Below are 25049 nucleotides of genomic sequence, written 5' to 3'. Positions count from 1 at the left end.
AGCTTGGGCCTTCCTGATATCGCAAGAAAAACTTCCTCTAACCGCGGTCTGTCTTCCGAGAAAGTACGTCGATAGACGTTTTTCTTTAGATATCAGAAAGTATAAACTTCGAAGCACGGGCCTTCCTGATATCGCAAGAAAAACTTCCTCTAACCGCGGTCTGTCTTCCGAGAAAGTACGTCGATAGACGTTTTTCTTATAATCATCAACTACAGGAGGTGCCGTCATGACTACAGGTAAAAAACAATTAAATATCGGCGTGCTGGGCTGCGGTCCCATATCGCAGTACGGACATTTCGAGGCTTGCCGGAGAGCGCGCAATGCCAGGCTATACGCGATATGCGATGTCGCGGAGGATTTGCTGGGCCGCATGGCCGAAATCCACCAGCCAACCAAGATCTACAATGACTATGACAAGATGCTCGCCGATCCCAAGGTGGAGGCTGTTATCATTGGCATCGCAGATCAATTTCACGTGGAAGCTGCCCTTAAAGCCATTGTTGCAGGCAAGCATGTCCTAGTTGAAAAGCCTCTAGGCGTCAACGTAGAAGAGTGTGAGGAATTGCAGCGGAAGGCACGGCATTCCGGATGTATTGTCCAAATCGGAAATATGAAGCGCTTTGACCCGGGCATCGCGTATGCCAAGCAGTTCATTGATCAAGAAATGGGTGAGATGCTGGCACTGAAAGCATGGTACTGCGACTCAACCTACCGGTATACGGTCACCGAGAACGTGCAGCCGCTGGTGCAGCTTAGTCCGAATGCCTTAAGGCCGGAAGGCAATCCAAAGCTGGATAAGCTGCGTTACTTCATGCTGACGCATGGCAGCCATCTGGTGGATACGGCTCGCTTTTTAGGCGGAGAGATGGAAAGCGTTACGGCCTGGAACACGCAGAAGTTCGGAGCGTATAACTGGTTTGTCACGGTGCAGTATGCCTCGGGCGCTGTAGGACATCTGGATCTTACGGTTGCCGTGCGGATGGACTGGCATGAGGGCTTTCAGATCTACGGCGAACACGGAAGCGTTATTGGCAAGACCTATAATCCTTGGCTTTTTAAGTCCAGCGACGTAGAGGTGTTTTCGGTACGGGATGGTTGCTATCATCGCCCGCTTGGGGAAGATGCGCATTTCTTCAAGCTGCAGGTTGAAGGCTTTGCGGAAACGATTCTGGAGCAGGCACCGATGAGAGGGGCCAATCTGGAGGATGGAGTTGCAGCCATGCGTGCCATGGCGGCGATTGCACGATCGGCGGAGAGCGGGGATACGGTAAAGCTGGCTGACGTAACGGGAGGTGTATGAGGCATGAGGCTTGGCATTTTCTCCAAGACGTTTGAACGACCTACTTTGGAGGAAAATTTGGACGCAGTGAATGCAACCGGACTGAGTGTAATTCAATTCAATCTTTCCTGTGCGGGTCTCCCATCACTGCCGGACGAGAACGATCTGGAAACTGCGGTGCATATTAGAAAAGAATGTGAGAAACGGCTTCTTCATATAGCCGCAGTATCCGGAACCTTCAATATGATTCACCCGGACCGGCAGAGATTGCGGGATGACATCCGAAGATTTCGCCGATTGGCAGCTATGTGCCATTCGATGGGGACGTCGGTCATTACCCTGTGCACCGGCACAAGGGATAAGAACAATATGTGGAGGGAACATCCGGACAATGATTCAACGGAAGCGTGGGATGACCTGTTTACGACCATGCATGAATTAGTGAATATGGCAGAGGAGTTTGAGCTGGAACTGGCTATTGAACCTGAGCCGGCCAATGTGATCAGCGATGCGGTCAAAGCCAGGCGGCTGCTGGATACGATGGGTTCTCCCCGGTTAAAGGTAGTCTTGGATGCAGCGAATTTGATCAGTCTGACCGAGAGGAGGCCCCTGACAGAGGTTATCGATCAAGCGCTGTCACTGCTCAGTGAACATGTCATTATTGCGCATGCCAAGGATTATTCGACGGTAGACGGACTACAGTACAAGGCAGCCGGAACCGGCGAACTGGATTATAAAGCTTATATGAAACTTCTGCACGCTTATCATTTCAAGGGTCCGCTTATTCTTCACGGATTGTATGAGCGTGAAGTGCCGCAGAGCATTTCTTACCTGAAGTCCCAAATCACAGCGGCCATGTTATGACACGAACTTCAACGCTATAACAGCTTCGGCCTTATGAATATAATGGGCTCCTGGGTTCATCCTCATCAAATCTTCACAAGTTTCAGTTACAATGGAGTCTTATGTTAAAGTTGACTTGTACTGATGAAGGATTCAATAAGGAGAAACCAGAATGAAGACCATATTAATCGTGGATGATGAACCGAATATTCGAGAAGTTCTTGTATCCTATTTAAACAAAGAACATTGTCTGACGCTGGAAGCGGCCAACGGTGCCGAAGCGTTCGATTTCTTGCGAGAGCAATCCGTCGATCTTGTCATATTAGACCTCATGCTCCCGGATATGGATGGCGAGCGGGTGTGCCAGGAAATTCGAACGTTCAGCTCGGTACCTATTATCATGTTAACGGCTAAGGTGGCACAGAGCAGTCGGATTGGCGGGTTTGCGATCGGAGCCGATGATTATATCGTGAAGCCGTTCGACCCTAGGGAAGTAGTGGCAAGAGTCAAGGCCGTCTTGAGACGGGGAGATGACAGCAAGCTGCTGGCGGACGTTATTGTGTATCACCAGGGAGCGCTGGCCATTCATTCGATGAAACACGAAGTTACCTGCCATGGACAGGTTGTAAACTTGACGCCAAGCGAATACAAGCTGCTGCTTCTGTTGGCCAAGTACCCCCAGCGCATTTTTTCGCGCGAAGAACTGGTCGACCGGGTGTTAGGCTATGACTTTATCGGCGACATCCGAATCATTGATCAGCATATCAAGAATCTGAGGCAAAAGATTGAATCCGACCCCAGACAGCCTAAGTATATCATCACCGTTTACGGATTCGGATACCGCTTTGGAGGTGATGGGGCTTGAAGCATCGGCTGGACCTGAGGCTTGCCGCCATCATTATCAGTATCACGGCAGGGATTCTGATCATGTTTACCGTGATCAATATTGTGACCAACCATTATCATATCGCCATGTTCCAGCAGCAATCATCCGTGTATCATGGAATGGCTGAGCTGAATTATCATTTGGAGCAGGCACAGATGCAATCCATCATTTTGACATGTCTCCTATCGATTGCCATTGCTTCCGTTATAGGCATATATGTTGCGAAGAGAATATCGGCTCCCCTCGTCCAGATGAAGCGAGCATCTGAGATGATGACGCGGGGGAATTGGGACATTCGTGTGACAACCAAAGGGTACGATGAAATTGCAGGACTCGGTTCTTCGCTGAACGAGCTGGCGGTGCAGCTACAGAAGCAGGAACTGCTTCGCAGGAATATGACCCAAGATATCGCACATGAACTGCGAACGCCTTTAACCACATTAAAGAGTCACACTCGTGCACTAGAGGATGGGGTATGGGAGCCGACTGCAGCTCGGTTTCAAACGTGCCTTGAAGAGATTGATCGATTGATTCAGCTCGTAACGGAGCTTGAGGATCTACACGATATGGAATCGCCTGAGTTTCAACTATCCCGAACCAAGCAGGAGCTTGGCCACATTATGGAGAGGGCCATCACCTTGGCGGCAGCAATGTATCATGAAAAAAAGGTGGACCTGCAATATGTCAGCGGTTCGCCGATCCTAGCCGAGGTGGATGCCGACCGAATGCTTCAGGTTCTAATCAATATGTTAAGCAATGCTTTGCACTACACGCCAGCTGGGGGAACCGTACAAGCCGAGCTCGTGGACGAAGGGGCAACTGCTCTGATCCGAATACAGGATTCAGGTCAGGGGATCTCTTCCTCCGATCTGCCATATATTTTCGAAAGGCTGTATCGGGGCGATAAGTCAAGGAATCGGTCAAGTGGTGGGAGCGGGATGGGGCTTGCCATCGTCAAGCAGCTGGTATCAGCGCATGGCGGTCAGGTATGGGCTGAGAGCGGAGAGAAGCATGCCGGCGGCAGCTGCTTCTATATTCGGATTCCTAAGGAAAAATAGATGAATTGACATGCCAAAAAACCGGATCAGAAGATCCGGTTTTTCCATCCCATTAGCTTGGCAGCGGTCTCAACATAATAGTAATCCCCATAGATCAGCGAAACGTTTATATTTTGCCCGGCTGGCAGATGTCCCGTGGCTTCCTTCAGGATGCCTTCATACGCGGGGTCATCCCATTCGGCGTAATGGGCCGTCAAGGAGTCGATGATGCGCAGGGCACTTTCACGGTACAGAGCGCTTTCGGTTATAGGCACCAGGTCCGCGATTTCAAGAAGACCGGAAGCAGCGCAGGATGCCGCTGACGTATCCCGGGGTTCGGAAGTCATCGAAGATGATTCCGTCTCTTCACGATTGGAAGGTCCCATCTCCTTGCGCTCCGCACGGAAATCCCAGCGGGGGATGGAATCCTCCTCAAGGGAAGCTATGAAGAAATGGGCAACCCGCTTGGCGGCTTCAAGATACTGAATATCGCGGGTATAGCGATAGGTGTTAGCCATGCCATGCAATGCCCAGGCCGCTCCCCGGCTCCACGCAGATTCCGGTCCATAGCCTTGTCCTCCCAGCGCTTCGATAAATTCTCCCGTTAACGGATCAAATCGGCAGATGTGCCGAACGGAGCCGTCCGGCCTTATGAAAAACTCGGCGACCGTATTGGCTTGCTCTCTGGCGATATGAGCGAATCTCGGGTCGCCACTCTCCTCGGAAGCCCAGAATAGAAGGGAGAGGTTCATGGTGGAGTCGATAATGGACCAGCCTTCATTCCCATGATTCCATGAGGTTGGTTTCACCTGATTCCAAGCACGTATGAATTTCCCGACCGGGTTATATCTCCCGGCGAGCAATGTAGCGGCCAACAGTCCTCTCCGCCTGGCATCCAGATCGCCTGTCAGTATATATTTGATGACGGCTGTCGGCAGAAATTGAAAGCCGACATCGTGATGGAAATTACTGTCCCCGATAAGCGCTTGTTCAAGCCGAACATCCCATTCCCAAGCCCATTCCTTATACTGCGGCTGCTTGGTCATATCATACATGATCCAGAGCATACCCGGCCAAAAACCCGAGGTCCACCAGTCGATCCGGGTGGAATCATAGATTCCGTTCTTTGTTGCATGAGGAACTTTGCCTTGAAGCTGTCCGGTCATACGCGACAGTTTATTTTCTATTTGACCCCATAATAACGAATAAGGCGTTATTGTTTCCTGATGTTGTCCGTTCATCGTTAACCTCCCAGTACTTATGTCATCGTTTGGCTAATTATCGCAACTGCTTTGATCCATTGTTCCATAGAACGCCGCCAAATTCTACATACACAGCTTAAGAACTATTGAAATAACAAGTCGATCTTAAAAAAACACAAGCCTTTCGAAGCACCTAAAAAAAACACAAGGGAACCGATCATGTTCCATTGCTGCTCGGACCACGAAACTTATAGGATAAGGGTATTCATCACATCATCATTCCTAAGGAGGCGAAAGCCGTTGCCGCAAATTACGATTAAAATGTATGAAGGACGCACGGATCAGCAGAAGGACGAAATCGTTGATGTTTTTACGAGGGAGTTGTCCCGGATCATTGATCGTGAGCCTGAATTTATTAGCATTCAGTTTGACGAAATTCCGATTGATGACAACGCACCGGCCAATTTGAGAAACAAGAGGTGATGACAGATGGCCGCAACAAGCAAAGCAGCGGTAAGCCCGAATCTAGAGGGAAAGATTGATAAACGGAGAAGAATACTTGGCTTCATGTGGAAATACAGGGCGCTGTACTTCATATCACTGCCTGGATTGCTGTTCTTCGGATTATTCAAGTATGTACCGTTAATGGGCTCCGTGATCGCATTCCAGAACTACAATCTGTTTGCAGGTGTGACGGGAAGTCCCTGGGTGGGCCTTGAGCACTTTCAACGCATGTTCCAGCACTATGATTTTTTGAAAATTCTGCGGAATACGCTTCTGCTGGGTACATACGACATTCTGTTTGCTTTTACCGCCCCCATTGTTCTGGCTTTATTGCTCAATGAGGTGCGCCAGGTCGTTTACAAGAAAATTGTACAGACGATATTCTATGCGCCGCATTTTCTGTCATGGGTCATTGTAAGCGGTATCTTTGTGGGGATCCTATCTCCATCGTCGGGGATCGTGAACGTTATGCTCAGCTGGTTCGGCATTGAGCCGATCTATTTCCTTGGCGAAGATTCCTACATTCGAACGGTATTGGTGGGCTCAGGACTATGGAGAGATGTCGGATGGGGGACCATCATTTATCTGGCGGCGCTCGCAGGCATTAATCCTGACCTCTATGAAGCCTCCGAAATCGATGGAGCGGGGAGATGGCGCCAGACGCTCAGCATTACCCTGCCGGCGCTGCTTCCCGTGATAACAATCCTGTTCCTGCTCAAGATCGGAGACTTCATGGATTATGGGTTTGAACGCGTATTCGTATTTCAGAACCCGCTCAACATTCAGTCCAGCGAAATCTTGGACACGTACATTTATAAAGCCGGCTTGCAGCAGCTTCAGTACAGCTATGCCACCGCTATCGGGGTGTTCAAATCCGTTGTCGGCTTGTTCCTGATTTCCATTGCAAACACCATCAGCAAGAAAGCGACCGGCGAGTCGCTGTATTAGAGGGGAGTGACCACCAACGTGAAATATGACAGTGCAGGCAGAAAACTGTTTCTTGTAGTGAACTATATCATCCTTACTTTTCTTGCACTCACCATGCTGCTCCCTTTTCTCAATGTCATAGCTCAGTCGTTCAGCAGCCCGGGCGCTATCGATCGCGGAGAAGTGATGTTCTGGCCGGTGGAGTTTACCTTTGCCTACTACCAGCATGTGTTCAACGATATCTCCATCTGGAGGGCATTCGGCATCAGCGTCTACATTACGCTATTCGGAACCTTCATCAATCTGGCAGCAACCGCTTCCCTGGCGTATCCGCTTTCCAGGCCTGAATACGTCGGCAGAAAAACGATCATGATTATCATCCTGATGACCATGATTTTCACGGCACCGCTGATTCCGCAATTCATTCTGATGCGCGAGCTGAATCTCGTAAACACGCTGTGGTCTTTGATGCTGCCATCGGCGATCAGCGCATTCAATCTGTTTGTGCTTCGAACCTTCTTCACCCAAATTCCGAGCGAACTGATCGATTCGTCCCGAATCGACGGATGCAGCGAGGTCCGCACGTTATGGAGCATTGTGCTTCCGTTATCAAAACCGGCGCTGGCGACGGTGGGCATATTCTACTCTGTAACCAATTGGAATAAATACATGGACGCGCTTTACTATATCAATGATCGTGCCAAGTATCCGCTCCAGGTAAAATTAAGGGAGCTTCTGGTAAACGAAGGGCTGACCGATACAGGCAACCTTGCATTCGAGGCAAGTTCACAGTCCGTACAAGGCATACAAATGGCGGTTATCCTGGTAGCAACCGTGCCCATCATCCTCTTGTATCCGTTTTTGCAGCGCTTCTTCATTCATGGGATGATGATCGGGTCGATCAAAGAATAACCCTAAAAAAACGACAAACCGAGCCAAAGACATTCCTTGTTCCCGCCTAGACGGCTCTCTATACTGATATTAAGTTTGAAAGCGCTATTATAAGCGACTATATTAGCTTGAAAAGAGGGGTATTCATGAGAAAAAGCTGGACACGTGCGCTTACGTCAGGTCTCGTACTGGCCATGCTCGTTGGCTGTTCGGGTAACAATGGCGGAGGCGGAGGAGCCAATGCCGACGGCGACGGTCAAGGCGGGAATGAAGCGGGAGCCACGAAATTTTCCATTTCGATGCGGACGCTTAACGTATCCTACGTTGAGAAGAATCCGGATATCAACAAGGATAAGTATGTGCTGGAGCTAGAGAAAATGACGAATACGGACCTGGATATCCGCCTGATTCCGCATAACGAATATCAGGATAAAATGGTGCAAATGTTCGCAACGAACGACATTCCGGATGTGGTGCAGGGTACTGGCGGAATCAGCGGTCCCGAGCTGGCGGGTGCCGTAGAGAACGGAGTCTTTCTCCCGCTGAACGACCTCCTGCAGGAGCATGGGCAGGACCTGCTCAAGTTTATCCCTGAGGAAGCCTGGAAGCGGATGACGGATTCCAAGACGGGCAATATCTACGGGATTCCTGAAATCTTGTCCAATCCATCCAGACGAGCCACATGGATTCGGACCGACCTGCTGGAGAAAGTAGGCAAGGAGATCCCGACAACGGTGGAAGAGACGATGGATGTGCTGCGCGCATTCAAAGAAGCCGGGGTGGAGCAGCCTTATGCTGGACGACAGAATTTCAAATACGCGGATACCTTTTTCGGCGCCTATGACGTGCTGGGTTACCTGAACCAATTCAAGGTGTTCCCGGATGGGAAAGTAAAGCCAACCTTCTTCGATGAAGAAAATATGAAGCAAGCCATTCAGATCTATAAGACGATGCATGAAGAAGGATTGATCAGCAAGGAATTCGCGACCATTGAAAGCGCGGATTTCAAATCCATCGTCACGAGCGGCAAAGCCGGCATGTGGTCCATGAACGCGAATGAGCTTCCGATCTGGGGTACCCAGCTGAAGGAGAATGTGCCGGACGCGAAAGTGGCGCTGATTCCTTCACCTGTTGGACCTGACGGTAAAGGGGGATATGCCCATTACAATCCGGTCACGCGTTCCTTCTTCATCAACGCGAAGGCGAAGGATAAAGCGGAGGATATCGTGAAGTTCTTCAACTGGATGGTCAGTGAAGATGCGGAAATGTTCTTCAGCTTCGGCATCGAGGGCGAGGATTATCAGGTAACCGACGGCAAACCGGTCTTCGAGGTTCCAACGGACACAGCAGGTGCGGATAAGATGCGTTATTTGAACTACTGGCTGTGGCTGGTGCAGGACACAACCTACAACAAACGCGTATCCGAGTTGTCCGATTCCGGCAAAGAGCTGATTGAGGCTTTTGATAACATGCTTTCGAATGAGGGCCGCCGCGGCATTGAATTCGATCCGCGACTGGAGGCGATGGTGAAATATCCGGAGCTGAATCCGAAGTCGGATGAAATGCCGCCGCTGATTCTGGAGCATGTGCTCCGCATGGTATACGGCAGGGAGCCTATCGATAACTACGGCAAGGTGCTCGAGGAATATCTGTCCAAAGGCGGCAACGAGATTATTGAGGAAGCCACGAAACGATATAACGAAAAAGAAAACGCTTTCGAATAAGCGGAGCATGTTTTAGTATAGTGTTGAAGAATGACTCCTCTGCTTGTCTGGCAGAGGAGTATCTTGCTAAAGCTAAACTACTCTCGCTGTCTTGAAAGGGGAATGGGCGATGTACCGCATTCTGGTCGTTGATGATGAACCTATGATAAGAATGGGCTTGGCGAAACTGATCACGCAGACGGATCCGGCCATGATTCAAGCGGCAACGGCCGGCAACGGCATGGAAGCATTGGAAGCGATCCAGACGACACGACCGGACTTCATTTTTACGGATATCAAGATGCCCAAGATGGACGGCCTGGAGCTAAGCAAGCAGCTATATGAAACATACGGCGATATCACGGTAGTTGTCATCTCCGGTTACAGCGATTTCGAATATGCCCAGAGATGCATGTCGTATGGGGTTAAGGAATATCTGCTCAAGCCCGTGACCAAATCGGTGGTACATAACACCATGAATAAATTGATGGCGGATCGAAAGTCCATGCAGGCGAAGCAGCGGTTCTATTTTCCGCTCTCCAAGCTGGAGGATTGGCTGGAGCAGCTGGAACTGGCCGTATGGCATTTACAAGTGAACGATATCCAGAACAAGCTGCAAGAAATCGAGGATTACTGCAACGAGCGCAGGCTCGAATCGATTCAGCTTCAGGAATTGCTGGATGAACTGTATGCGAAACTGATCAAGCAGTTAAACGGCCGGGATGTGTATTCGTTCGAGCGTATGACAGGCATTTCGGGGCCTGCACCCGGAGGGAACCATCATTATTTCGAGAGATTTCGTCAAGCCGTGGATCAGACGGTCAAGCTCATACGCGACAAGCGGAAAGGAAATGCCAAGGAGCCTGTAGAAGAAGCGAAGGCCTATATAGAGCGCAACTTGTCCCGTGATCTCTCACTCGATGAGGTTGCCGATATGCTTGGGCTCAACCCGTCATATTTCAGTCAGCTGTTTAAACAGATGACGGATGAGACTTTTGTCCATTACCGGATCAAGAAAAGAATGGAGAAAGCGAAGAAGCTCCTCGCCATTCCGCATTATAAAATTACGGATATTTCGTTCGAAGTAGGGTATGCGGATCATCCCCATTTTACGAAGACCTTCAAGAAGGTCACCGGATATACCCCTTCCGAATATCGGGAGCTGCTGGGGATCGAATGATGCGCAAGAGCCTGTCTCGTCAAATCTTCTTGTACTTCTTTATCGTTATATTGTTCTCGCTTTCTACGGTTGGCGTATTCTTCTATATCAAATCATCCGAAGCGATTGATGAACAGGTCGAGAAGTATATGACCACCGTCATCACGAACGCGGCAAGGCAAACGGATAACCAGTTGCAGATATTCGAGCGGATCAGCAATACGATTTTGCTGCAGGATTCGGTCAAACGCTTTTTGGATATGGACCCAAGCGACAGCTATGAGCATTATCGATTTACCAATCTTATCCGCAAGGATGTCTTTCAGAAGATCTTTATACAATATCCGACGCAGACTCACATGATGTATATTCTCGGGTTTCATGGCAGGGCGATTTTTGATCAGAATCAGAGTTTCTCCGCCATGTCGATTGATCCGTCAGGCCGCCTTCGCGAGCTGACGGAGAAAACGCCGGGGAGCGGGGAGATCGTCATATTGAAGACCAGCTTGCTCGAGAAGGATCGGGACAACGTCATTACGGTAGCGCGCAAAATCCGGGGAATGAACTCGTATGCCGTGAAAGGCGTGCTTGCGGTTGAGTTCAATGAAGACCAGCTGTCGAGTTTATGGAATGGCGTCGATCTCGGGGAGCAGGGCTTCTTCTTCATCCTGGATCGTGAAGGCGAGGTCGTCTATGCCCCTGAGCACGTGGATATGGACGGCATTACATCAACCGACCTGCCGGCGCGTATTATCGCCAAAGGCGATCATCGATTCATTGAACCGGTGCTTGGAGACAAAACGATGATCATTACGCGCCAGTCGGAGTATTCGGGCTGGAGCCTCGTCATTATGATGCCGTTGGATGAGCTTCGGGCACCGATTTCAGGGGTTCGGTCCACCACCATTATTGTGGGCTTCGTTACGCTGATTATTGCGCTCATTCTCGCCTATCGATTCGGAAGATCAATCGTGAATCCGATTCGCAATCTGAAGAACGGGATGAGGCAGACGGAGAAGGGAAACTGGACGCATATCACCGACGTGAAGCCGCGGGAGGACGAGATCGGCGGATTGATCCATAGCTACAATCTCATGGTCAGCCGTTTGTCCGACATGATCGAGCAGGTATACGACACGGAGCTCCACAATCAGAAAACGCAGCTGGAGCTGCAGGACATCCAGCTGGAGCGCCAGCGGGCAGAGTTCCAGGCGCTACAATTACAGATCAATCCGCATTTTCTCTACAACACACTGGAAACCATCAATTGTTACGCGATCGTTCAGGATTCCGACGAGATCTCGGACATGGTAGAGTCGATGGCTTTCATGCTTCGATACTCCATCCAGACGAATCTGGAGGAAATTACGATCGCGAACGAGTTGAATCATGTACGGCATTACATGATGATCTTGAAGCATCGAATCGGGCGCGATTTCGAGATCGAGGTGGCAACGCCACCCGAGCTCCTATTGGAGAAGATGGTCAGGCTCTCCTTGCAGCCGATTGTCGAGAATATTTTTCAGCATGCTTTTCCGGAAGGGATCGAAGCATGGCACTACATTCGGATCGACACGAGAATAGAACAGGACAACTTGCTCGTTATCGTCGAGGACAACGGGGCAGGTATAGCGGACCGTAACCTTCATAAACTGCGCAAGCGGCTCGAGGAAAACCGTCTGGTCGATGATGATGACGGAATACATGTTAGGCGCAAGGGTGGAATCGGCATCGTCAATGTCCATCGGCGAATTCAGATGGTTTACGGCGAAGAGTACGGGATTACGGTACATAGTTCGCCGGATCAGGGCACGAGCATTGTCATGACGATGCCGCGAATGGAAAGAGTGCTTGAACAAAAAAGCAGACTGAAACAGCTGCAAACCTAATCAGGAGGGATCAATATGCATATTAACTTATCGGGTAACATCGCATTAGTCACAGGTTCGAGTGGAGGGATTGGTCGTGCAGTTGCGTTGAAGCTGGCAAGAAGTGGGGCTAAGGTAGCCCTAAACTATCTGAGCAGCAAGGATGCCGCTGAAGAAGCCGTGGCGGAGATTCGAGGTTTTGGCGGCGAGGCTCATGCATTTCAAGCAGATGTTACGCATGTGGAGCAGGCAAAGGCACTCGTAGCTGAGGTAGAGAAGGCATTCGGCGGCCCGGTTACGATTCTGGTTAATAATGCAGGGCATTTGGTTGAGCGTCTGGCGAATGCGGAAATGACCGAGGAGCTCTACAGCAAGGTCATGGATGTAAATATGAAAAGCACGGTATTCGTGAGCAAAGCCGTCATTCCGGGTATGAAAGCCGCAGGTCAAGGTCGCATTGTCAATATGACCTCCGTTGCGGCACATAACGGCGGCGGGCCCGGCGCAAGCATTTATGCAGCCAGCAAAGCTGCCGTCCTGAGCTTTACCAAAGGGCTGGCGAAGGAGCTCGCTGCAAGCGGTATTAACGTAAACGCCGTATCGCCAGGCTTTATCGGACAAACGGCATTTCATGCCACCTTTACCCCGGATGACGCGCGAGTAGCAACGATCAAGGGCATTCCGCTGGGCCGAGAGGGCACCCCGGACGATGTCGCCGGCTCTGTTCTGTTCCTCGTCTCGGAGCTGTCTTCTTATCTGACGGGGGAGACGATCGAAATTAACGGCGGCATGTTCATGCGATGAGGGATTGGATGAAGGTCAACGCGAAGTCGAAATTCTATCCGTGGAGCGAACGCACAGTCGATATCCTGAAGGCCGAGCTCGATCAAGTCATCGATCGGAGGCTGGATGTTCCCGTTGATCCAGGCGGCTGGTGGCACCAATACGTGTGTCCCGAACATCATACGGAACTGATGTTTGATCCACTGGAGGCGGACTGCAGCACCTTTCGTTGTCCGTATGGTTGTGAAGTGGAAGGAGAACCGTACAGGGGGGCATGGCTGGTATTCAAGCATCAGTCCATGGCCCGATACGTCCTGCAATCTGCCGCCGTCTATGCCGGTACCGGAGAGAAGGCCTACGCCGATCTTGGAAAAAAGTTGATTGTCCGCTATGCGGAGCAATTTCCGCTATACCCGGTTCATCCCGATGCCCAGCCCTGGATGCTGAAAGGGCGGGCATTCCATCAGGCTTTGACCGAGGCCATCTGGGCCACGACATTGCTTCGCGGCTATCTGCTTCTGAAGGATGCGCAAGTGTCGTTCGACGAGGCTGAGCACCGGAAGATTGATCAATTCCTGCACATGCTCGAGAGCAGCATGACGGAATATCATCATGTGTTGACCTGGGAGCGCGGAAATCCCGAGAACAACTATACCGCCTGGCTGATAGCCGCGCTGTTCAGTATCTATGCGGTACAAGGCGAAACGGAGAAGCTCCGGCAGCTGGTCGCGAAGGAAGGCGGCCTGCGGCATCATCTCAGCATTGCCATCAGACCGGATCAGCTTGAATTCGAAGGCAGCATTTATTACCACGTATTCGTACTCCGTGCTTACCTGATTGCTGCGGAAATGGGGGCAAGGGTTGGTGAAGAGCTTTTTTCCCTGAGAGGAGAGCAAGGCCAATCCATGCAGGGCATGCTGGCGGTACTGGTTCGATTGTCAGACCCAAACGGCTTTCTGCCTGCACTTCACGACGGTCCTTATTGCAGGGCTCCTTATGCTCGAGAAATTGCCGAGATTGCGGAAATCGGTTTATCCGTATATGGAGACAAGAGTTATCAGCGATTGCTAGAGAATGTATATCGTGAACTGAATGGAGAAGCCGGCCGGGTTGGCATGCTGGAAGCTCTGTTATACGGAACGGGCCATTGGGATGGTCGATCCGGAGTGGCTTCTTTTGAGGCGAAGGGTTCTCATAAGGAGACAGCGGGAGGAGTATGGGAAGTAGGGGACATCATCGAAGTACGAGTGACACGAGAAGTCCAAGAAGCAGGCGATGCAGAACATGCAAACCAAGCAGGTCATGAACTAGAAGGTAATGAAGCATGGGACATCGAAGGCCGAAACGAGGACGGTTTCCCTGATCTGTCTACTCCTGCCGTCTTTCTTCTTCACAGTGGATTTGCCCTGTTGAAGTCGCAGCATTCGAATGGACTTCAGGCGTTGGTCGATTTTGGCCCTCATGGTGGATCACATGGTCACTTCGATAAACTGAATTTGATGATTCATGTCGGGAATCAGCCTCTTTCGCCAGACCGCGGAACCGTACCGTACGGTTCGATTCTGAAGAAGGAATGGTATCCCCATACAGCCTGCCACAATACCGTCTCGGTTGGACGTCGCTCCCAGAATGCGACCGAGGGGAAATGCATTCGGTATGAATCGGGTTCGAAATTTTCCTATCTCTGGGTTCGTTCCGATCAGGCTTATGAACAGGGCGTCCTGGACCGGCACCTGATATTGACCGAAGATTGGCTGCTGGATTGGTTCGAAGTGGAATTGGCAGAGCCGGCAGCTGTGGATTGGTGGTTTCATTACGTTGGCAAGGGAGAGCTTAGCGGACTTCCAAATGCTGATCAGGGCCACGTTATAACGAATCTTGGAAACGAAGATGGATACGCCTATGTAAAAGAGAACTGCACCCACGTCTTGTCCGAGGATGGCTTGCAATTCAATCTCCACATTGCTAATGCATCAGGGCCGCTGGCGGTAACCTCATTTATCGCCTTCGAAGGTATGGAATGCTCACAGGTGGAGTCACCTGGAATTGCGGACGATCCCAGCCGATTGATGGAGGGATTACGGCTTCACCGGACAGATTCGCAAGCCCGCTTCATTGCCGTTTACCGTACCGGCACTGAGCCGCTCACATTGGAATGGAACCGGTCGGAGGATGGGGACTGGCTCAGCCTGTCCGATGGAAGGACCGTGAGAAGTTTCACGATGACCAACAACGGGTTGAAGGAGAGGGTACTCGATGAAAACCTTGTTTGAACCGAAAAGCGGATTGTTGTCCGTGCCATATCAACCGGATGAAGAGAGTAAACTGCTTGAGAATCCTCCCCGCTTCACCTGGATGCCGGGACAGCTGGAGAACGACCGTTATATGCTGCAGATTTCGACCTCACCCTCGTATGAAACGGAAGCGACAACGACAATCGCACCGATTCCCTATAACTTTTACACGCCGAATCACGCTCTGGAGCCTGGTACTTATTATTGGCGCTATGCCTTGCTGACAAAGGAACAAGGGGAGGATACGGCAGACATTGCCCTTAACCGTTCTTCATGGAGCCAATCCCGGATGTTTCATGTCCCGGAGGGCCTCCCTGAGACCCCCCTGCCTGACCGAGAGGAGCGGTATGAACGCACGCATACCGGGCATCCGCGGTTATGGCTGGATGAGAAGGGGGTTGCAGCGTTCCGTGAACATTTAAGTCAGGATGATGATTACTGCAGCTGGCGCGCATTTTACGAGAAATCGGTCATTCCGTGGTTGGATAAGCCATTAATTCCGGAGCCGGAACGTTATCCCGGCAATAAGCGTGTCGCGAAGCTGTGGAGAAAATTGTACATGGATTGCCAAGAAACGCTGTACGTTATCCGGCACTTAAGCGTGGCAGGCGTCATTTTGCAGGATGATGTTTTGATCGCCAAAGCGAAGACTTGGCTGCTTCACGCTGCCCGTTGGGATACGGAAGGTACAACGTCCAGAGATTATAACGATGAAGCCGCGTTTCGGATGGTTGGTGCACTCGCATGGGGATACGATTGGCTCCACGATTACCTTAGCACAGAGGAGATTGATCTCGTCAGAGGAGCTCTTCTGCGGCGTACGAAGCAGGTGGCCTTCCATGTGATGGAGCGCTCGAAAATCCATCATGTCCCCTATGACAGCCATGCTGTTCGTTCGTTGTCCTCCGTGCTTGTCCCAGCCTGTATTGCCATGCTTCATGAAGAGGCTGAGGCACAGACATGGCTGGATTACACGTTGGAATACTACGCCTGTCTCTATTCGCCTTGGGGCGGAGAAGATGGAGGCTGGGCCGAGGGGCCGCTCTATTGGACAACCGGCATGGCGTTTGTGATCGATGCGCTTAATCTCATTCGCAGCTACGTATCGATTGATTTCTATAAACGGCCGTTCTTTGGGCGGACGGGCGATTTTCCACTCTACTGCAGCAGTCCGGATACGATTCGGGCCAGCTTCGGGGACCAATCCTATCTCGGCGAACCCGTCAGTCTGAAAACGGCTTTCAATATTCGCCAGTTTGCAGGCATTACAGGGAACGGATTATATCAGTGGTATTATGAACAAGTAGCCAAAGCGGATACGGACGCCGACTCCAAGTTTTACAATTACGGCTGGTGGGATTTCCGCTTTGACGATATGCTGTATCGGCATGATTACCCTCAGGTGGAAGCTGTTTCTCCTTCTGTTACCATTCCGTTTTCTTTCGATAACGCTTCGGAAGCGAAGGATGGGACCATCCAATCCGTCAAATGGTTTCGGGATATAGACTGGGTGGCGATGCATCACCGGATGGATGATCCGGATGAACATATCATGCTGCTTGCAAAGAGCAGCCGTTACGGCTCCATGAGCCACAGTCACGGTGACCAGAACGGATTCCTGCTGCACGCGTATGGCGAACCACTCGCTATTGAGAGTGGATATTACATCGCTTTTGGAAGCACAATGCATATGAATTGGCGGAGGCAGACGCGTTCCACGAACAATATTCTCATCGATGGCCTTGGTCAGTATGCGGGAAAAGATAAGGTGCTCTGCATCGAGGCCAGCGGAAAAGTCGAGCAAGTCGACGCGTCACCGGGTTATGGGTACACCCGTATGAACGCAACGCAGGCCTACCTGGAGAATGTCCCTTATCTTGAGCGGTATGTGCGCGAGATCTATTTTTTTGACGAATCTTATTTTGTCATCGTGGATACGGTGGATCTTACCAAGCCAACAAGCATCGAGTGGCTGTTTCATACGCTGAATCGGATGAAGCTGTCGGGGCAGACGTTTCGGGTGTTGGGCAGCAAAGCGGAAATGGAAGGGCGATTCGTGTACAGTTCATCCGGAGACTTGTCGCTGAATCAACATAATCAGTTCACCGATGTCGACCCCGAAGAAATCGATGGGCTGGATAAACAGTGGCATCTTCATGCTGAGAGCAAATCAGCCGCAAGCCATCGCATTGCTACTCTTCTGGTTCCTATGAGGGCGAATGAGAGTAAATACGTCTCGTATTTTCTGGACGATCAGGACCATGGGGTTCATATCTATTTCACGAATGAAGATGGGAAAACAAGAAAGGTTGAAGTGCCTAAGGCATATTAAGTTTTAGAGGCGCTGATTCGCTCCAGATTTCTCAAAAAAGACTCAACCTCAGCGAAAGCTGCTGGATGTTGAGTCTTTTTTTGCATATTCATCACAAAACTCATGGATTCAGCTGCCGTTATCGTAGAGCCCCTGGCGGGACAATTCGCTAAGGATTGATTCTGGAATCTGGGTCTATAACAGTCTAGCCTGAGAAGGAGTCATGCCCTTGTACTGCTTGTACAGCTTGGTAAAATAATTCGGGTTGCTGCAGCCGACGATGCCGGCAATCTCGGTGATGGTTAAAGTCCGTTCACGAAGCAGCTTCTCCGCTTCATTCATCCGGATCAGGTTGACGTAATCCACGAATGTGCGCCCTGTTAAACGTTTGAACATTTTGCAAAAATGAAACGGATTCAAACCGACCTCCGCAGCGGCGGTCTCGACCGACAATTTCTCACCGATGTTGCTCTCGATGTGTTGAATGAGTTTTTTATAACGATCCCGATTCGCAAAATACGGCTCGGACGTCTTCTCCGTGAACTGTGTGGGCATGAATGTGCGCGCCAGCAGAACGAACAGGGTGTACAGCTTGGACTTGGCAATGAGCTCATAGGCTGGACGGCGTGTTACAAGCTCTTCAATGACTTCATCCAGCAGCGGATAGCAGTCTGCGCTAGACGGGTGGCTCTCGGCAGGCTTGACGGGGAAACGGAGCCGGCCTTCCATATAGGGAGCGATGTAACGCTCATGAATCGAATCATGAAGAAAATCGTTAAAGAGGGATGCATTCACCACGACACAGTCAAATCGGATGTCTCCATCCTCAAGGGCATATCCCACGTGCAGGCTGCCGCCGGGGATGATGATAACTTCACCAGCCTTAACGTCATACGGAGTTGTATCAATATGGAATACCGCGTGGCCTTGGCGCATGCTTATGATCTCAAAGTGCTCATGCCAGTGGAGATACAGGATACAGTCTTTCGTTTTGGCATGGGAGCAGGAGTTATTAAATACCTGCACGGGATAGGCTTTATAGTCAAGTCTCGTATTCTCATGGAGCTCTCTTGGATTGGACACGCGAATTCACCTCGGACCGCAAGATAGGAGTGGTAATGCACAAGGTTGTATAGAGAAATTGTTGAGTTTCGCCATTATAATGAAGTTGCTTCATATACAATAAGCCAATATCGGAATGATGACAACGGTTTAGGAAGAAGAATTGTAAGCGGTTTACAACAATATGACGTACTCAGGGGGAGTTAGCGGGCATGACCACGACATTTAAAGTTGTGATAGCTGGATGCGGCAGTATGGCGAATACATGGGCGGATTATGCAAAAGGGCGAGAGGACGTTGAAATCGTAGGCCTCGTAGATATCCAAGAGAAGTTTGCAAAGGCATTTGCCGATCGGCATGGGCTTTCTTGTCCCATATATACCAATATTACGGAGGCCCTTACTTCAAGCGAAGCGGATATCGTATTTGATGTGACCATTCCCGCCAGCCACTATGGGATCAGCACGGCAGCGCTTAAGCACGGGTGCCATGTATTCAGCGAAAAACCGTTAGCGGAATCGATGACGGAATGCCTGGATATCGTGAAGCTGGCCGAGTCTGTGGGCAGAACCCATGCCGTCATGCAAAACCGCCGATTTGATCCGCGAATAAGGGCATTTAAGGGATTGATAGACAGTGGCACGATTGGAAAACCAGGATTCATAGGGGCGGATTTCTTTCTTGGCGCCCATTTTGGCGGGTTTCGGGACCTGATGGACAGCCCATTGCTGCTCGACATGGCCATTCACACCTTCGACCAGGCCCGAATGATCAGCGGAGCCGATCCGGTATCCGTGTACTGTCAGGAGTTTAACCCGCCGGGTTCCTGGTATGCCGGTAATGCGATGGCGATATGCATCTATGAAATGTCGGACGGCTCCGTGTTCAATTATCGCGGTTCCTGGTGTGCCGAAGGCGCTCAGACTTCCTGGGAAGCCGCATGGCGCGTAACGGGAGAGAAAGGAACTGCGATCTGGGACGGTCATGATGAGATTTATGCGGAGATCGTGGCGCAAGGGGATCAATCAGGCAATTTCATTCGGAAGTATGAACGGATGGAAGGGACGCTGCCTGAAATGGATAAGACCGGCCATTACGGCTGCTTGGAAAATATGTTTCAAGCCCTCGAAGCCGGCATCAAGCCGGAGACGGATTGCAGCGACAACGTCTACAGCATGGCGATGGTGCTGGCTGCCCTGGAGAGTGCCAAGACGGGACGGAAAGTCATGATATCGGAGTTCATGAAGGGAACGGGGGTTTAGCCTTCCGATATTTTGATGCAACTTTAGCCTTGGCTGGACGGTAGCTTACACATGCAGGTGGTGTCAGAGGACAAAAACATATCCGGTAAAAGAAGCCGCGGAATCGCGGCTTTTTGGTTTTTCATACCATGTTAAGAAAATGATAGACAGTAACTGCTTCTTCGGTGGGAGTGACGCATGATGCAGGAAGTAACCGATTGAAGAGGGGGAGGACAGTATTCGTAGTCTTGCCTTAATAACATCGTCTAAGTTCGTTTCTCGAATCAGAATGACCACGGTGTAATGTAAAAGATGCCTTTTCAGGAGTCCTTGCTTTGAAGACACTCCTCTTCCGCGTTATTCCAAGATTACAGTCGATTCCTCTTATCTGGATGAGTCAGGGCTCTGGAGACAAGTCATTACCGATCTGGAAGCTTATGAGGAAGCATCCTGCACAGCCATGTTCGCCTATGCCTTTGCCAGAGGGGTGCGGTTCGCCTGGCTGGAGAATCCCGCACCGTTCGCCGATGCTGCCATTCGGGCATGGTAGGGGCTGACCGGAGAAGCCATCGATCGCCGGGGGCAGCGTGCACGGAGTATGCAGCGGATCCCGGTATTCCTTTACCGGGGATTACTACAAGCATGACCTGCTCACCGTGGTGAATGACAATCACGGGACCGACACCATGATGCTGGCGGGCGTGGAAATCATAAAATTGAAAGGCATGCTGGGCGGTAAGTAAGGCATACACTTTCTTTAAAGCGCTTAACCCTTAGTTGGTTAGGCGCATAAATCCAATAGATTAAGCGCTTAAGCACTTGATTCATATAATGCTCTTTTCTTATGATGCAATGACGATGAAAAGTTGAAAAGGAGATGAACCGGATGACGACGACACGATTAACGATGGCACAGGCGCTGCTGAAGTTTTTGGATGCACAGTATGTATCTGTCGATGGAGTGGAGATGAAATTCGTGCACGGGGTGATGGGAATATTCGGACACGGCAATGTAACCGGTCTTGGCGAGGCCTTGGAACGAAGCGCGGGAGAGCTGGTTTATGTTCAGGGCAAAAACGAGCAGGGCATGGTGCATGCCGCGGTGGCATACGCAAAGCAAAAGAACCGTCGGCAGATCTGGGCCTGCACTTCGTCCATCGGACCCGGTGCGCTCAATATGGTCACCGCGGCAGCTACGGCAACGGTGAACCGCATCCCGGTACTGCTGCTGCCTGGGGACAACTTCGCCTGCCGCCAGCCTGATCCGGTGCTGCAGCAGATTGAGGCCCCGTCGGATTACACCGTGTCGGCTGCAGATGCATTCAAGCCGGTGAGCCGGTATTGGGACCGAATATCCCGGCCGGAGCAGCTTATCGCGGCCGTCCGTCAGGCGATTCGTGTGCTGACCGATCCGGCGGAGACGGGAGCGGTTACGCTGGCGCTGCCACAGGACGTGCAGGCCGAGGCATATGATTATCCGGATTCGTTGTTTGAGAAAACGGTACACGTCATCGACCGCCGCCCTCCGTCGGCGGAGGGACTGAAGCGTGCGGCGGCACGGATAGCAGCCAGCAAGCGTCCGCTCATCATTGCAGGAGGAGGCGTGCACTACAGCGATGCAACCGCCGATCTGGCTGCATTTGCGGAAGCTTTCGGCATCCCGGTCGCAGAAACGCAGGCAGGCAAAAGTGCGCTTCCCTGGAATCACCCCCTGAACCTGGGCGCCATGGGCGTAACGGGCTCGCTGGCAGCGAACCGCGCAGCGACAAAGGCCGATCTGATTATCGGTATCGGCACCCGGTATTCGGACTTTACAACGTCCTCCAAATGGGCGTTTCAAAGGGAGGGCGTGTCGTTCCTGAACCTGAATGTCAACGGCGCGGACGGCGCCAAGCTCGGCGGCGAAGCGCTGATTGCCGATGCGAAGGAAGGGTTGAAAGCGCTGCATCAGGAGCTGTCTCGGGATGGCTATCAAGCGGGTTACGAAGATCGAGAGCTTGCACGGTTGAAAGCAGAGTGGGACAGCGAGGTGGATCGCTTGTACGCTGCCGAGCATCCGGACGGCTTGTCTCAGACGAGAGCCCTTGGCGTCATCAATGAGTTCATCTCTCCATCTTCCGTCATCGTCTGTGCCGCAGGCAGTCTGCCGGGAGACTTGCATCGGTTATGGAGACCTTCCGAACCGAAGACGTACCACATGGAGTATGGCTTCTCCTGCATGGGGTATGAGGTGAGCGGCGCCTTGGGAGCGGCCCTCGCGGAGCCGGACCGTGAAGTCTATGCGCTGGTCGGCGACGGCAGTTACCTGATGATGCACTCGGAGCTGGTCACCAGTTTGCAGGAAGGCCGGAAGATTACGATTTTGCTGTTCAACAACCACGGTTTCCAGTGTATTCATAATCTGCAGCGGAGCAACGGCAGCGACGGGTTCGGCAACGAGTTCCGCCGCCGCGACGAGGGGACTGGTCGCTTGTCCGGAGAATACCTCCCGATTGATTTTGCCGCGCACGCGCGTGCGCTCGGCGCTAAAGCCTACAAAGCCAACACGCCGGAGGCACTGGAAGAAGCCCTGCTCAAGGCCCAGAAGGAAACTGTCACGACACTGATCGAGATTCCGGTCGTCCCGGGAACGAACACCGACGGTTATGAGTCCTGGTGGCGCGTAGAGGTGCCGGAGGTGTCGGCCTCAAGCAAGGTGACCGAAGCGCAGCGCCAGATGGCTGCACGAAGCAGGGAAGCAAGACCCTACTAAACAAAACAAAGGAGCGCTGGTTATGAGCAACAGGCTGTTCAAGCTTGGGATCCATCCTATTAACTGGGTCGGCGAGGACGTTAGGGAGCATGGGGACGACACGACCTTTGAGATGATTGTAGATGATATTACGGCTTTGGGTCTGACAGGCACGGAGATGGGAAGAAAATTCCCTAAGGATCGGGCAGTACTGAAACGGGAGCTGGATGCGCGCGGCATTCAGCTGGTCTCCCAGTGGAAGTCGGTGCTGTTCTCCGATCCCGACTATCGCAAGCAGGAGCTGGAGGATTACCGACGGCACGCGGAGTTTCTGGCCGGGTTCGGCAGCAAGGTCATCAGTACGGCGGAGATAGGGGGATCACTTCACTTCGACCCCCGCCGGACGCCGTATGAGAGCATCGTTCTCCGTCTGGATGACGCCGGATGGGAAAGCCTGGCGGAGGGACTGAACCAGGCTGGCGAGATTGCGGCGAGCTACGGCATGAAGCTGGCTTACCATCACCATGCCGGCACGGTCGTGGAGCAGCCGGACGAAATCGACCGCCTGATGGCCATGACCGATCCATCGCGGGTGTTTCTCCTGTACGATACCGGTCATGTCTATTACGGGGGAGGAGATCCGCTTGAACTGCTACGCAAGCATTATGAGCGGATCGCGTACATCCATTTGAAAGATGTACGGCTTAATGTTTTGGAGCAGGCACGACAGGCTCGCTGCGATTTCGTGAGCTGTATTCGCAGAGGTGTATTCACGGTTCCCGGAGACGGCTGCATTGACTTTGCGCCGATTATCGGCGAGCTCGTAAAGCGCGGCTACGATGGTTGGGCGATGCTGGAGGGAGAACAGGACCCTGCACTGCATCCTGCCAAGGAGTACGCTCAGCGGGCCATCGAATACCTGGACCGACTGGAAGGCCGGGTAAGTCCGCAGGGCTGAAGTCTAGCGGCTCGTGAGACAAAACTAGGCTCATGGGCGACTCAACAGAGCTCGAAAACGTAGCTATCAGCTTGCTTCTCTAAGTCACGGTCACTCTTATCAAAGTGCCGAGGATCAAGAGCTGCAAGTGATTACGGCCATTGGCGAACGGAATCATGCAGTCATATGCATGCTCAGCCACGGACGATCTGATCAAGGAGGTTAATCCATGAGTGAAATCATGTTCAATAACGCAAAACCGGTGGACTTTGTGGCTGTAGGGAGACTGTGCATCGACCTGAATGCCAATGAGATTAACCGGCCGATGGAGGAAACGAGCACGTTTACCAAATACGTGGGCGGATCACCCGCCAACATTTGTATCGGGATGGCGCGTCTGGGACTTAATACGGGCTTTATCGGCAAGGTCGCGGACGATCAGATGGGACGTTTTATTACAAAGTACCTCGAAGATAACGGGATTGCAACGAAGGGCGTGACAACCGACCGTACGGGAGCCGTAACGGGTCTGGCCTTTACCGAGATCAAGAGCCCGACCGACTGCAGCATTCTGATGTACCGCGACAATGCCGCGGATTTGCTGCTGGAGACAGGGGACGTAAACGAGGAGCTGATCGCCTCTGCCAAAATGGTGCTGATCTCCGGAACCGCGCTCGCGGCCAGCCCTTCCCGGGAAGCCGTGTTTCTGGCTCTGGACTATGCCAAGCGCCACGGCGCCGTGATCGCGTTTGATCTGGACTACCGTCCGTACACCTGGAAGTCCCGGCAGGAGACGGCGACCTATTACAATTTAGCGGCGGAAAAATGCGACATTGTCCTCGGCACACGCGAGGAGTTCGACATGATGGAGCAGTTCGGGGGCAACCCGGAACGAAGCGACCGAATTACGGCGGCCAAATGGTTTGATTATAACGCCAAGATTGTGATAATCAAGCACGGCAAGGAAGGTTCCATCGCATATACCCCAGGCGGTGCCAGTCATACGGCCCAAAGTTTTCCGGCGAAGGTCATCAAGACGTTCGGGGCGGGGGATTCATACGCCGCCGGCTTTCTGTACGGCCTGATGCAGGGCTGGCCCATCGAGCGCTGCATGGAATTCGGCAGCGCGGCAGCAAGCATCGTCATCTCCAGCCACAGCTGCTCTGATGCGATGCCGACGAGCGCGGCGGTTCACAACTATATCGAGCGCTGCAAGCGAGGCGAAATTACCGCTAATTCCTAAGTTTGTCCATGCTCAGGATCTTTATTGAGATCTATCAATACCGAGATTTCGCGTTCTTAAGATTTCGCATTTTTGAGATCAAACCTGTTTTGAGACTAAACCTGTTTTGTGAGTACCCCTGTTCGTGAGACTACACTCTTGCTTGAGA

21 protein-coding genes are annotated in these 25049 nt (G+C 51.7%); 19 read left to right on the top strand and 2 right to left on the bottom strand.

Annotation, left to right across the window (positions count from 1 at the left end; translation table 11 throughout):
- Nucleotides 1-226 precede the first annotated feature (226 nt).
- From CRG97_RS18605 to CRG97_RS18590, 4 genes are all read left to right on the top strand, one after another.
- The gene (locus CRG97_RS18605) at nt 227-1300 is read left to right on the top strand and encodes a Gfo/Idh/MocA family oxidoreductase (protein WP_098746115.1); all 1074 of its coding nucleotides are present in this window, start codon (nt 227-229) and stop codon (nt 1298-1300) included.
- 3 nt (nt 1301-1303) lie between these two features.
- A complete protein-coding gene (locus CRG97_RS18600) occupies nt 1304-2143 on the top strand; it encodes a sugar phosphate isomerase/epimerase family protein (RefSeq protein WP_098746113.1) in 840 nt (279 codons plus the stop codon).
- Between the two features lie 151 nt (nt 2144-2294).
- A complete protein-coding gene (locus CRG97_RS18595) occupies nt 2295-2987 on the top strand; it encodes a response regulator transcription factor (protein WP_098746111.1) in 693 nt (230 codons plus the stop codon).
- Nucleotides 2984-4066: a sensor histidine kinase gene (locus CRG97_RS18590; RefSeq protein ID WP_098746110.1), complete on the top strand. Its 1083-nt coding sequence runs from the start codon at nt 2984-2986 to the stop codon at nt 4064-4066. The genes CRG97_RS18595 and CRG97_RS18590 overlap by 4 nt, the downstream gene beginning before the upstream one ends.
- Nucleotides 4067-4092: 26 nt before the next feature.
- Here CRG97_RS18590 and CRG97_RS18585 read toward each other — a convergent pair whose 3' ends face one another.
- Nucleotides 4093-5286: a glycoside hydrolase family 88 protein gene (locus tag CRG97_RS18585; protein WP_098746108.1), complete on the bottom strand. Its 1194-nt coding sequence runs from the start codon at nt 5284-5286 to the stop codon at nt 4093-4095.
- Nucleotides 5287-5547: 261 nt separating this feature from the next.
- Here CRG97_RS18585 and CRG97_RS18580 point away from each other — a divergent pair, with 261 nt between their 5' ends.
- The 9 genes from CRG97_RS18580 to CRG97_RS18540 all read left to right on the top strand — a co-directional run bounded on the left by CRG97_RS18580 (nt 5548) and on the right by CRG97_RS18540 (nt 17708).
- Entirely contained in the window at nt 5548-5730 is a 183-nt protein-coding gene (locus CRG97_RS18580; protein WP_098746106.1) for a tautomerase family protein, read from the top strand.
- Between the two features lie 6 nt (nt 5731-5736).
- Nucleotides 5737-6699: an ABC transporter permease gene (locus CRG97_RS18575; RefSeq protein ID WP_098746104.1), complete on the top strand. Its 963-nt coding sequence runs from the start codon at nt 5737-5739 to the stop codon at nt 6697-6699.
- A gap of 18 nt (nt 6700-6717) precedes the next feature.
- Entirely contained in the window at nt 6718-7590 is an 873-nt protein-coding gene (locus CRG97_RS18570) for a carbohydrate ABC transporter permease (protein ID WP_098746103.1), read from the top strand.
- Nucleotides 7591-7715: 125 nt separating this feature from the next.
- The gene (locus CRG97_RS18565) at nt 7716-9293 is read left to right on the top strand and encodes an extracellular solute-binding protein (RefSeq protein ID WP_098746101.1); all 1578 of its coding nucleotides are present in this window, start codon (nt 7716-7718) and stop codon (nt 9291-9293) included.
- A 109-nt stretch (nt 9294-9402) separates the two neighbouring features.
- On the top strand, nt 9403-10452 hold the full coding sequence (locus CRG97_RS18560; protein ID WP_098746098.1) for a response regulator transcription factor: 1050 nt from the start codon (nt 9403-9405) through the stop codon (nt 10450-10452).
- Nucleotides 10449-12320, top strand: a complete 1872-nt coding sequence (locus CRG97_RS18555) for a cache domain-containing sensor histidine kinase (RefSeq protein WP_098746096.1) — start codon at nt 10449-10451, stop codon at nt 12318-12320. The genes CRG97_RS18560 and CRG97_RS18555 overlap by 4 nt, the downstream gene beginning before the upstream one ends.
- A 15-nt stretch (nt 12321-12335) precedes the next feature.
- Nucleotides 12336-13103, top strand: coding sequence for an SDR family NAD(P)-dependent oxidoreductase (locus CRG97_RS18550; RefSeq protein ID WP_098746094.1), 768 nt, complete (start codon nt 12336-12338; stop codon nt 13101-13103).
- An 8-nt stretch (nt 13104-13111) separates the two neighbouring features.
- Entirely contained in the window at nt 13112-15355 is a 2244-nt protein-coding gene (locus CRG97_RS18545) for a heparinase II/III domain-containing protein (protein WP_098746092.1), read from the top strand.
- Complete coding sequence (locus CRG97_RS18540; protein ID WP_098746090.1) at nt 15339-17708, top strand: DUF4962 domain-containing protein; 2370 nt, start codon at nt 15339-15341, stop codon at nt 17706-17708. The genes CRG97_RS18545 and CRG97_RS18540 overlap by 17 nt, the downstream gene beginning before the upstream one ends.
- A gap of 174 nt (nt 17709-17882) precedes the next feature.
- Here CRG97_RS18540 and CRG97_RS18535 read toward each other — a convergent pair whose 3' ends face one another.
- On the bottom strand, nt 17883-18770 hold the full coding sequence (locus CRG97_RS18535; protein WP_098746088.1) for an AraC family transcriptional regulator: 888 nt from the start codon (nt 18768-18770) through the stop codon (nt 17883-17885).
- 191 nt (nt 18771-18961) lie between these two features.
- On the opposite strand from CRG97_RS18535, the gene CRG97_RS18530 reads away from it, so the two are divergent.
- The 6 genes from CRG97_RS18530 to iolC all read left to right on the top strand — a co-directional run bounded on the left by CRG97_RS18530 (nt 18962) and on the right by iolC (nt 24901).
- Entirely contained in the window at nt 18962-20011 is a 1050-nt protein-coding gene (locus CRG97_RS18530; RefSeq protein ID WP_098746085.1) for a Gfo/Idh/MocA family protein, read from the top strand.
- A gap of 346 nt (nt 20012-20357) precedes the next feature.
- On the top strand, nt 20358-20540 hold the full coding sequence (locus CRG97_RS33775) for a glycoside hydrolase family 88 protein (RefSeq protein ID WP_343225203.1): 183 nt from the start codon (nt 20358-20360) through the stop codon (nt 20538-20540).
- 37 nt (nt 20541-20577) lie between these two features.
- Nucleotides 20578-20733, top strand: coding sequence for a hypothetical protein (locus tag CRG97_RS33770; RefSeq protein ID WP_237566482.1), 156 nt, complete (start codon nt 20578-20580; stop codon nt 20731-20733).
- A gap of 143 nt (nt 20734-20876) precedes the next feature.
- A complete protein-coding gene (gene iolD, locus CRG97_RS18520) occupies nt 20877-22742 on the top strand; it encodes a 3D-(3,5/4)-trihydroxycyclohexane-1,2-dione acylhydrolase (decyclizing) (RefSeq protein ID WP_098746084.1) in 1866 nt (621 codons plus the stop codon).
- A gap of 22 nt (nt 22743-22764) precedes the next feature.
- Complete coding sequence (iolE, locus tag CRG97_RS18515) at nt 22765-23679, top strand: myo-inosose-2 dehydratase (RefSeq protein ID WP_098746082.1); 915 nt, start codon at nt 22765-22767, stop codon at nt 23677-23679.
- Between the two features lie 208 nt (nt 23680-23887).
- Entirely contained in the window at nt 23888-24901 is a 1014-nt protein-coding gene (iolC, locus tag CRG97_RS18510) for a 5-dehydro-2-deoxygluconokinase (RefSeq protein ID WP_098746080.1), read from the top strand.
- The last annotated feature ends 148 nt before the right edge of the window (nt 24902-25049 follow it).

Source organism: Paenibacillus sp. EZ-K15 (genome assembly GCF_002573715.1).
Classification (GTDB): domain Bacteria; phylum Bacillota; class Bacilli; order Paenibacillales; family Paenibacillaceae; genus Paenibacillus_AQ.
Note: the sequence above shows the minus strand (reverse complement) of the source record. Positions and strands in the feature narration are given on the sequence as shown.